7 protein-coding genes are annotated in these 9,977 nt (G+C 44.2%); 1 reads left to right on the top strand and 6 read right to left on the bottom strand.

Going from position 1 to position 9,977, the window contains the following annotated elements:
• The 4 genes from ACFQ21_RS28625 to ACFQ21_RS28610 form a co-directional block, all read right to left on the bottom strand.
• On the bottom strand, positions 1–204 hold a 204-nt coding region (locus ACFQ21_RS28625), incomplete at its 3' end, for a hypothetical protein (protein WP_377585882.1).
• Between the two features lie 114 nt (positions 205–318).
• Entirely contained in the window at positions 319–1,827 is a 1,509-nt protein-coding gene (locus ACFQ21_RS28620; RefSeq protein ID WP_377585879.1) for a RagB/SusD family nutrient uptake outer membrane protein, read from the bottom strand.
• Positions 1,828–1,893: 66 nt separating this feature from the next.
• Positions 1,894–5,289, bottom strand: coding sequence for a TonB-dependent receptor (locus ACFQ21_RS28615; protein ID WP_377585876.1), 3,396 nt, complete (start codon positions 5,287–5,289; stop codon positions 1,894–1,896).
• Positions 5,290–5,414: 125 nt separating this feature from the next.
• Positions 5,415–6,533, bottom strand: coding sequence for a FecR family protein (locus ACFQ21_RS28610; protein WP_377585873.1), 1,119 nt, complete (start codon positions 6,531–6,533; stop codon positions 5,415–5,417).
• Between the two features lie 192 nt (positions 6,534–6,725).
• On the opposite strand from ACFQ21_RS28610, the gene ACFQ21_RS28605 reads away from it, so the two are divergent.
• Positions 6,726–7,307: an RNA polymerase sigma factor gene (locus tag ACFQ21_RS28605; protein WP_377585871.1), complete on the top strand. Its 582-nt coding sequence runs from the start codon at positions 6,726–6,728 to the stop codon at positions 7,305–7,307.
• 8 nt (positions 7,308–7,315) lie between these two features.
• On the opposite strand, the gene ACFQ21_RS28600 is transcribed toward ACFQ21_RS28605, so the two are convergent.
• On the bottom strand, positions 7,316–7,966 hold the full coding sequence (locus ACFQ21_RS28600; protein ID WP_377585868.1) for a response regulator transcription factor: 651 nt from the start codon (positions 7,964–7,966) through the stop codon (positions 7,316–7,318).
• On the bottom strand, positions 7,953–9,962 hold the full coding sequence (locus ACFQ21_RS28595; protein WP_377585866.1) for a tetratricopeptide repeat-containing sensor histidine kinase: 2,010 nt from the start codon (positions 9,960–9,962) through the stop codon (positions 7,953–7,955). The genes ACFQ21_RS28600 and ACFQ21_RS28595 overlap by 14 nt, the downstream gene beginning before the upstream one ends.
• Positions 9,963–9,977: the final 15 nt, after the last annotated feature.

Raw genomic sequence — 9,977 nt, 5'->3', positions numbered from 1 at the left:
TATATATTCACTGCTGTTCTGCAGTTTTTCACCGAAGTATAAAATATTGAAATTCTTTTTTTCATCAGCCTGCAGCACGAGGGCATTACTATGTGTCTCAATGGGGATGGTAACAAGCTGCGCCCGGGACGATGTCCCTGCCAAAACAAAACAGAAAAAGAACAGGCGTGCGAGTACGCTAAGTTTTTTAGAAGAAGAAGTCATTTCAATTAGTATACTTGGTGATCCGATAAATTTAGAGTATATATTTTTAAAAGTACGAGTGCATTAAAAAGGTTAAAGCGATGTGACAACCACATCGCTTTAAGTCTGGTATACTTATCTATAGCCTTCGTTCTGATCTTCAGGATTGATAAACTCATTCTGTTTGATCTCAGAATCAGGAATCGGGTAACGCATGTGATAGCTCGCAATTGTACCAGAAGCTTTCGCCCACTTGTTACGCTCTTTCACATACTCCACCAGTTTACCGGTACGGATAAGATCCATTCTTCTCCAGCCTTCGAACCCAAGCTCACGCATTCTTTCATCCATGATATTGGCTCTGAAGTCTGATTGAGACATACCGGTTGGCCAGCTATAGTCTTCGGCAGGAAGTCCTGCAAAGGCGCGCTTTCTCACCGTAGTGTTTACCAGGTTTACGGCATCAGCAGTCTGTCCCAATTCATTCATACATTCTGCTTTGCACAAGAGTATATCTGCCAGACGGAGGTAATAAATCAGACCACCTGAGTACCAGAAATTCTGAAGGCCTTGTGTACGTATATCCTCAAACTTTCGTGTGTGTGGTTCCAATTCGTCAGCTTGTCCTGTCCAGGTAATTTGCGGCTGTCTTCCATCGGGCAACGTGAAGTCATAGCGTATACTGGCAGCCTTGCGTGCATCGCCATCCTCCCATATACCACCGTCAGCTTTATTCTTATAGTAATATTCCGTTGGAAGCGCCAGATCATAACCACCGAAGTATGTATTGCCATCCAGGTCTGCAACCGCGCGGGAGCCTGCGTGGTGCTGCGCCATATTGTTATCCGGCCACATGTTTACAAACTGGAAAGCATATATAGACTCGCTGGAGTTCTGATTGAGCGTAGTCGTAAAAAGATCACCATAATTATTCAGAAGAGTATACTGTGGTATAGCCATGTCGAAATACTCAACCGCCTTTGCATAATTACGGAAACCCGATTCTTCCGGAGCGTACATATATACTTTACCAAGCAATGCCTGCGCTGCGCCTTTGGTCGGAATCTTTTTATCGGTTTGCGTAGTGGGCAAATGTTCTACCGCCAGTTCCAGATCTTTAATGATGAATTCAAAAACATCTGCTATGGGTTGTCTCGCCTCTTGCATGTTGTCCTGATCAACGATCGGTATAGGCCCCCAGAGCATGGCGAGTTCAAAGTTCAACGTTGCACGAATAAAAGCGGCCTGTGCCTTCAGCTCATTCGAGCTGGCGTATTTTACAGCCTTTGCAGCGGCCGTGATTACAGGCCAGCGTTTGTTCCACTGCTCCGCCAGAGACGAGTTGGTAGAGTTCAACGCACCATCGTACTTGTCCAATGCAGCCTGCACGTTGTTCTCATGTACCTGTTGTCCGCCTTGCTTGGCTTCATCGGTACCGAGCGTAAACATAAAGCCACCACGATCCTGTTTGGTATTGCGCCATTGCGTATATAAACCGGATACCAGCAGACGAATATTATCTTCATCACCAAAAACTTCTTCCTCTGTCAATTGCGTCTGCGGCTCTTCCACCAGAAAATCGGAACAGGATGATACTGCCAGCAATCCCAAAAGCAGTGTAGTATATAGCGTTATTTTTCTCATTGCTTTAATTTTTTGTTTGATGACCGGCATGGACTATAAATCATTCTATACCGGTCGAATTGATTTTTAGAAGCCCAGGTTGAGACCGAGTACAAACATTCTGGCTGTAGGATACCAGTCACCGTTCTCCGGATCATAGCCTTTATACTTCGTCCAGGTGGTGAGATTATTTCCTGTAGTATATATTCTCAGGTTGGTAATACCCACGCGGTTGATGATCGGTTTCGGAACATCGTACGCCAGTGTAAGTGACGCGAGCCGCAGGAAAGATGCATCCTGTATACCCCATGAAGTTTCTCCGGCACCATAGCGGATCGAAGCATCATACGTAGCACGTGGTATAGTGGTGTTCGTATGTTCCGGTGTCCAGCGGTCAAGCATATCTTCATGTGCTGCGCTCATACCGGTACCGCTCATCAATCCTTCGTAGTAACCGCTGGTGGCTTTTGCTCCATACGAGTATGTGAATACTGCGTTCAGAGAAATGCCTTTCCATGACACTTGTGATGTAAAGCCTCCATAGAATTTAGGGTCCTTCTTACCGATAATCACTTTATCATTCTGATCGATCACACCGTGTCCTTCTTCACCTTCAGGCTGCTGATCTTTCGGAAGTATATCACCAGGTTTCAGAGTCTTACCAGACAAATCAAGACTGTTCACATATTCCATATCACTTTCCTGGATGATGCGATCGAACTCCAGCATATAGATGGTGTTCAACGATTGTCCCAGGAAGAAATTACCCTCACGCTGAATCTCTGTTCCGGAGAAACCTCCATAATTATAGATGGCATCTACGTTTCCGTATAACTTGGTAATTTTGTTTTTATCTTTTGAAAGGTTAGCAGTAACATTCCATTTCCAGTCCTGCGCATCGACAACCAATGCATTCACAGAAAACTCTAAACCTTTGTTCGTCATCTCGCCTATATTTTCAATAGCCTGGTTATAGCCGGTAAGCGGAGACAAAGAGCGTCTCATCAACAGGTTCGAGTTGTTGATATTAAAATATTCAGCCGTGAACTGAACACGGTTTTCCAGCACACCAAGATCTATACCTATATTCAGCTGATCCTGTTTTTCCCATGTAAGGTTCGGTGTACCGCGCAGACCGGTTGAGTTCCACGATACATTTCCATTCGAGTATGACGCGTTGTACAAGCTATAGAATGAATAGTCAGGAATATTCTGATTACCCACACTACCATAGCCTGCACGGAGTTTCACGAGATTGAAGAGCTGCTGATCAGCCATAAAATCTTCCGCAGTTATATTCCATCCTAATGCTACCGATGGGAACAATCCCCACTTATGCCCTTCTGCAAAACGTGAAGAACCATCGTAACGTGCTGTTACCGTTGCCAGGTATTTACCATCGTATTCATAGTTTACGCGACCGAAGAATGACATGAGCGATGATTGTGTTATGCTTGAACCAAGACTGAAGTTTGCTTTGTCGAAAGCAGCCCCGAGGTTGTTATAGCCGAAATCATCTGTCGGGAAATCGCGCGCTATCAGGTTGGTATATTTGAACTGATTGCGGCTCATGCTTGTACCAATCAACGCACTTACCAGGTGACGATCGAATTGTTTTTCATAAGTAATGGAATTGTCCCATTGGTAATTCAACACGTGATCCAGGTTATGCACCGCTCTTCCTCTGAACGAATCGCGTATAGCCTGCTGAATGCCGCTCGGTGTATACTCATAATACTCCTGGTCAATCAGGTCGATGGTGAAGTTTGTACGAAGCGTCAGGTTCTTCACCGGGTTAATGCTGATATAGTTTGAAGTAAAGATTCTATTCTTGGATCTGTCTTTATCTATCGTCAGGGACTTGAACGGGTTCTCCATGTTCACATCCCAGTTATTTCCCCAGGCAAGTTTCAAGGAGTCGTGGTAGAATGGCAGCAGCGGGTTTGCACCACTGGCGACACCAAACACTTTACCATCCACCAGGTCTTCTTCAGAGCGCGTGAATGATGTGTTGGTACCAATCTTCAACCACTTCTTCATATTTTGTTCTGCATTCACACGACCGGTATAGCGTTTATAACCTGAGCTTTGTACAAGACCCTCCTGATCTGCATAACCAAAGCTTACATAGTAGCTGCCTTTATCCGTACCGCCTGAAAAACTCAGGGAGTGATTCTGTTGAAATGCAGAGCGTGTAATCTCATCCACCCAATCGTAGCTCTTGCCATTGGCATACGTTTCTGTCTCATAGTCAGCAATACGACCACCGGGTTGAGACAGGTAGTTGATGAAGTCCTGGCGTGTAGCCGTTGGGTTGGCATCAAAGAAATCTCTGCCTATAGATGAATCTTCAAAGGCGGCAATTCTCAGATCGAGTATATCTCTGGCGCCCAGTGTTGGAGGTCTGTTGGCAAACTCCTGTACACCGAACCAGCCATCGTAGCTTACTTTACCTTCGCCACTCTTTCCTTTTTTGGTAGTAATGATCACCACACCGTTTGCTCCGCGTGAACCATACAGCGCGGTTGACGATGCATCTTTCAATACATTGATCGAAGCTACATCATTGAGGTTGATCATGTTAAAGTCGCGTTCCATCACAATACCATCCACTACATATATAGGGCTAGCACCAAACTGCATGGAGTTGTTACCGCGTACTCTAATTGTTGCGTTTCCACCGGGCTCCGGGTTGTTCTGTATGAATACACCGGCAGCGCGACCTTGCAACGCCTCGTTAACACTTGTAACGGGTCTCTCCGATAAAGTCTTCTCGCTTACAGAGACAACCGCACCGGTAAGATCTTTTTCCTTGAGTGACGCTCCCACCACCACAACTTCCTGCAGCGATTGTATATCCGGAGCCATCTGTATATCTATTACAGTACGAGTATCAATTGTGATCTCTTGCGTAGCATAACCGATGAACGTAATCACCAGTAAACCACCTTCGTGATCAGACGGAATATTCAATGAATAATTTCCATCAGCATCGGTTGTTGTACCAATGGTAGAACCTTTAATGAGTACACTTACACCAGGAAGCGGTGTGTTTGTCTCATCAACAATTCTTCCGGTAAGAATACGATCGGCTGCATTTGCTTCCGGCTCGGCTTCTTCCTGCTTGCGCAGCACGATCTGGTTTTCAACGGCCTCAAAAAGAATGCGGTGTGGCGCCAATATTTTTTGAAGCACTTCACCAAGTGCATCGTTGTTTGCTTGTATACTTACTTTCTTGTGAACGGGAATCACTTCCGGGCTATAGATGAACCGGATACCGGCTACTTCTTCCAACTTCGAAAGGAGAACCTGCATTTCCTGGTTCTTTACCTCGATCGAAATCTTCTTTTTTAATGCCTCCTGCCCTTTCGATTCCGTTGCCAGAACGACACCTGTACACGTAACTACAATGAAAATTGGAATGATAGCTACTCTCATAATGAACAAGAATAATGGACGATGGACATGTAGTAATTTTTCCATATATTGGATTGTTTTTTTATTATTATTTAGTACTTCAGACTGGTGATGCGCCAACATCATCAGTCTTCTTTTTTTTGCAGGGTAGAAATCAATCATTTCATATCACATAGAGATTTTAAAGTGGTTTAGTTTTTACATCCGTTTCCTGTAATAGACACCTGATCATTTACTATGTCATACTTCACGCCAATGGAGCGACATATAAGATCTACTTTCGTGGTGAAAGATTCATCTGTAAATGATGCAGTAACTGAACAGCCTTCTATATCGGCTTGCTCAAAATTTATGCGTACGCCATACGCTTTCGACAGAAGCGAAAAAGCTTTGGACACCGGGGTGCTGTTAAATTTCAAATAGGTATCCGGCACTTGAGACTCTGCTATAGATGACGCATTGAGACGTGTGTGTTGTATTTGTTCCGCTTCCCCTCCCTTGTAGATCAACTGTTCATTTCGGGTAAGGATTGCATTGGGTTCTCCCTCGGGTGTACTTCCGGATGCCTGGGGAGTAGTATATATAGAGACCGTTCCGGATTTAACAACCACTTTTACCTGCTCATCCTGTTTGTTGGTGGTAATCTCGAAACTGGTGCCAACTACTTTGGCAACTATATTTCCGGCATTGACATAAAAAGGCTTCTTCGGATTTTTCGTTACTTCGAAAAATGCAGTGCCCTCCATATATACTTCGCGTGAATTGCCTGAGAATTCTCTCGGATAACGTATTGTACTATTTTGAGACAGCAATACCGAACTTTTATCCGGCAGATTGATCAACAGCGCATCTTCACTCTTATTAATACGCTCGATCATAAAATCATCTACGACTTCGGCTTGGGCCAGCGGATCAGCTTTATCATCCTTATGTATACTACTATATATACCATACCAGCCTATAGCGAGCACAACTGCGATGGAAGCCGCTACAGCATACCACCGCGGATGCCGTACATTTGATTGAACTTCCGGAGTATCAACTTGCTCCGGCTCTTCATCGTCTTGAATCTGAGACAGTATATTTTCAACTTCGCGTTGAATTTCAAAATCGCTAATGGATTCATGCTGAACAGGATGAATCGCTAAAACAATTGCCCTGGCTTCTTCAACCGTATCGCTCTTGAGCTGGTTTTCAAGCAGCCAGTTTCGCCAAACTATATCCTCTTCGCGCGTAGGATTTTTCACCCACGATCGAAAACGCTGGTCCTGAACAAAATCTTCGACAGAATAGTACTTATAATGATTCATGTAGTGCAATCGACAACTATAATTATGTATAGACAACGATTGCAGTTTTCTACTCTTCTTTCCCAAAAAGTTTTTTTTCACACGAACACGGGTCATCTTGACATTAAAAAAACGTTTGCAGAAAACGGTTGCAATATTTGTTTTTAAATGAAAAAAACTGAATTTTAGAAATCCTAAACCCTACGCTGAGCTTTGGAATACATATTATCACCTGAACAGGAAACAAAACTTTGGGATGAATTCAGAAGTGGACTAAAGCCTAGCTTTGAGAAACTGATGAAGTTTCACTACCGAGGCCTGTTTACCTATGGCACCAAATTCACCAAGGATACAGAGTTTGTGAAAGACTGCCTGCAGGATCTTTTCATGGAGCTGTGGAGAACCCGCAAATCGTTAAGCAGTACACTATATGTAAAGTCGTATCTCTTCAAGAGTATACGGAACAAAATTTGTCGTGAGCTCCATAAGAACAGATGGCACCTGCACGCACAGCCGATCGAAGATAATTATTACTTTGATGTAGAGTTCTCCATCGAACATCATCTTATTCGTGAACAGACTCTGCGCGACACAGCCAGTAAATTTTCCGAGCTGCTCAATAAACTTCCCAAACGACAAAAAGAAATTATATACCTGCGCTTTTATCAAAATCTGGATGTGCCGGAGATTGTACAGATCATGGAGATAAACTCCCAGTCGGTATATAATTTACTCCACAAGGCGCTTGCTAACCTGCGCGATCCGCTGCTGGCCAAAATCAACTATAAACTATAGATATAGCATCACTGCAGCAACTGCAGTTCGGTAGCCGTGCGAATAAGCGCTGCTGCATTCTTCACGTCCATCTTCTGCATCAGGTTTCTGCGGTGTGTCTCAATCGTAAACGGACTAACCATCAGTTCCTTCGCTATATCCGTACTCGTCTTTCCTTCCGCTATCATTTTAAGGATTTGCTTCTCACGCCTGGTGAGCGGTGGGATCGCCTTCAATTGTTGCGCCGAAGGTTTACTAATGATCTTTTTTATCTCCTCGCTGAAAGCAACCTGTCCATCAAGTGCCTGCAGTATACAACCGACAAGCTCGCCTGCCGAAGCGTTCTTTAATATATAGCCGCTCGCTCCATTTGCCAGTAACTGCATTACGAGGCTTCGGTCGTTATGATTGCTGAAACCAAGAATATAAGTATCGGGCAGTGAACTTTTTATTTCACGACATAGTTCAATACCGTTTACATCGGGCAACGTTATATCCAGCAGAACGACATCAACAGAATAATTCCCTTTCTTTATATCTTCCAAAAAATCCATACCTGTATAATATTCGCGGATCGTCTGAACAGGAAGATCGTTGACTAATATACGTTGCAATCCTTCAACCACTACGGGATGATCTTCTATGATCGCGATGGTTAGCGGAGCTCTATCGTGTGACATCAAATTCAATATTTATTGTTGTACCCTCTCCTTCTGCAGAAGCTATATCCAGCTTTCCATTCAGATATTCTACGCGCGTACGCACATTCCCGAGACCTATACCCGGACGTGGTGCATTATTTGTTTCCGTAAATCCTTTGCCGTTGTCTTCCACCGTTATGAAAAATACACTTTCATTCTGACTGCACTGCACCAGTATTTCAGATGCTTCTGCATGACGGATTGCATTGGTGAGTAGCTCCTGCACCATGCGGTATATATTTACCTGTTTCTCCTGGGGCAATGCGTTGTCCAGGCCGAACGCCTCGAAGGTAATTTGTGTCGTTGCAGACGTCATGGATTCACACATATCTTTCAGTGCAGGCTCAAGCCCTAATTGCAGCAACGATTCGGGCATCATGTTACGGGCAATTCTGCGAAGTTCGTTGGAAGATATATCCAGCTGTTCCTGCAGGGAATGCAAGTCGTGTACATTACCATTCGAACGATTGGATGCTATATGCGATAATCTTGTTTTGATGGCAGCCAGTCTTCCTCCCAGCCCGTCATGCAAATCTATCGCAAGTCGTTTACGTTCCTGCTCTTCACCCTGCATCAACGCCCTGGCTACCTGTATTTGTTGTTTCTGTTCGCCATCCTTTATTTGTTGCTGGTAATGCAACGCCATTTGTTGTGTTAACCGTTTACTGTTTCGATAGAGTATAATGGCAAACACCACCGTAATGCCGAGAAATATACTGATCAGTATCAGCATCCAGTTTATCAGCCGTGTGTTTCGGGATGCCAGTGTGGCTTTTTCCGTTTCCGCCTGAAGTGTCGCGATCTTCTTCTCGTTCTCTGCATTTTTATACCGCGTTTCCAATTCGACAATATCTTTCTGAAATTTAATCTCGTATAGGCTATCGCTTAGCACAATGTACTGATCAGCCCAATATAACGCCTTCTCTTCGTTACCCAGACGTGTGTAACAGCTATACAGTTCTTTATAGTAGAGTTTCTTATCTTGTAAAAATACCAGCGGACTCTTCAACAAGTCTTCGAGTACAACGATGGCCTTTCGGTACTCCTTCAGGTTGGCAAGTGCTTTATACTTGGCATACGTTAACCGGTTTTGCGCATGCGCAGCTCCGACTCTCCCGGCAAATTCAATTCCCTTGTCAAAGCTTTCGATCGCACGCACGTGCTTCTTCTGCTTGTCATAATACAGTCCTTCCGTATAGTAAAAACCAACGTATAGATTTGAGGCAGGATACGGTTGTAATGCATTGCGTGCTGCGTCAATGGCGCGTCTCGCAACATCATATTCTTCCTGGTATATATAGTTCTCACCGGCAATACTATACGATTCGATGAGTTCAACAAGGTTCAGCGGGTTATCAGGTGACAACTTCTCCAGCACTTGAATCGCCTGCTCCAGATAAGATGATGCCTTGTCTCTCCGGTTTGCATTCATGAACACAATCGCCATGGATTTGTACGCTTTACCCTGCAAGAGAAAATCTTCCACTTTTGAAGCGAACGTGGCTGCTGTTGTAAAAGCATCCATCGCTCCTTTTTCATTGCCTTTCACCTGCTGAATGATTCCATAATTGCTGTAGATCATGCTGCGAAGGCGATAAGCTTCCGGGTATGAAAACCGCGCAAGCATGGAATCACTTTTCAATATATACTTTTCAAGGTTGTTAATATCGCGCGGAGCATAATGCACGATTGCACGATAATAAACAGATGCCGCTTCGATAAATGTATATTGCTTACCTGCTGCAACACCTTTCTCTAAAAAATGTCTGGCCTGCGTAGTATCATTTGTGCGTTTGTAAAGCAGTGACAGCTTCAGGCAGGCATAAGCCTGCACACTATCATTACCGGATTGAGCCATCTCTCTTTGCATTCGGGCTATGTATGCTCCCTCATTGCCCAGCGAATACGAAACCTGTGCGTGCGACACCATTGCTGAAACCATAACAAGACCGATAAGCACGAAGCGATATACCATACGAGTAAAAACGTA

The sequence above is a fragment of the Ohtaekwangia kribbensis genome, from assembly GCF_042676245.1.
Classification (GTDB): Bacteria; Bacteroidota; Bacteroidia; order Cytophagales; family Cyclobacteriaceae; genus Ohtaekwangia; species Ohtaekwangia kribbensis.
The sequence above is the reverse complement of the archived record's forward strand: the minus strand, read 5'-3'. Positions and strand labels throughout refer to the sequence as shown.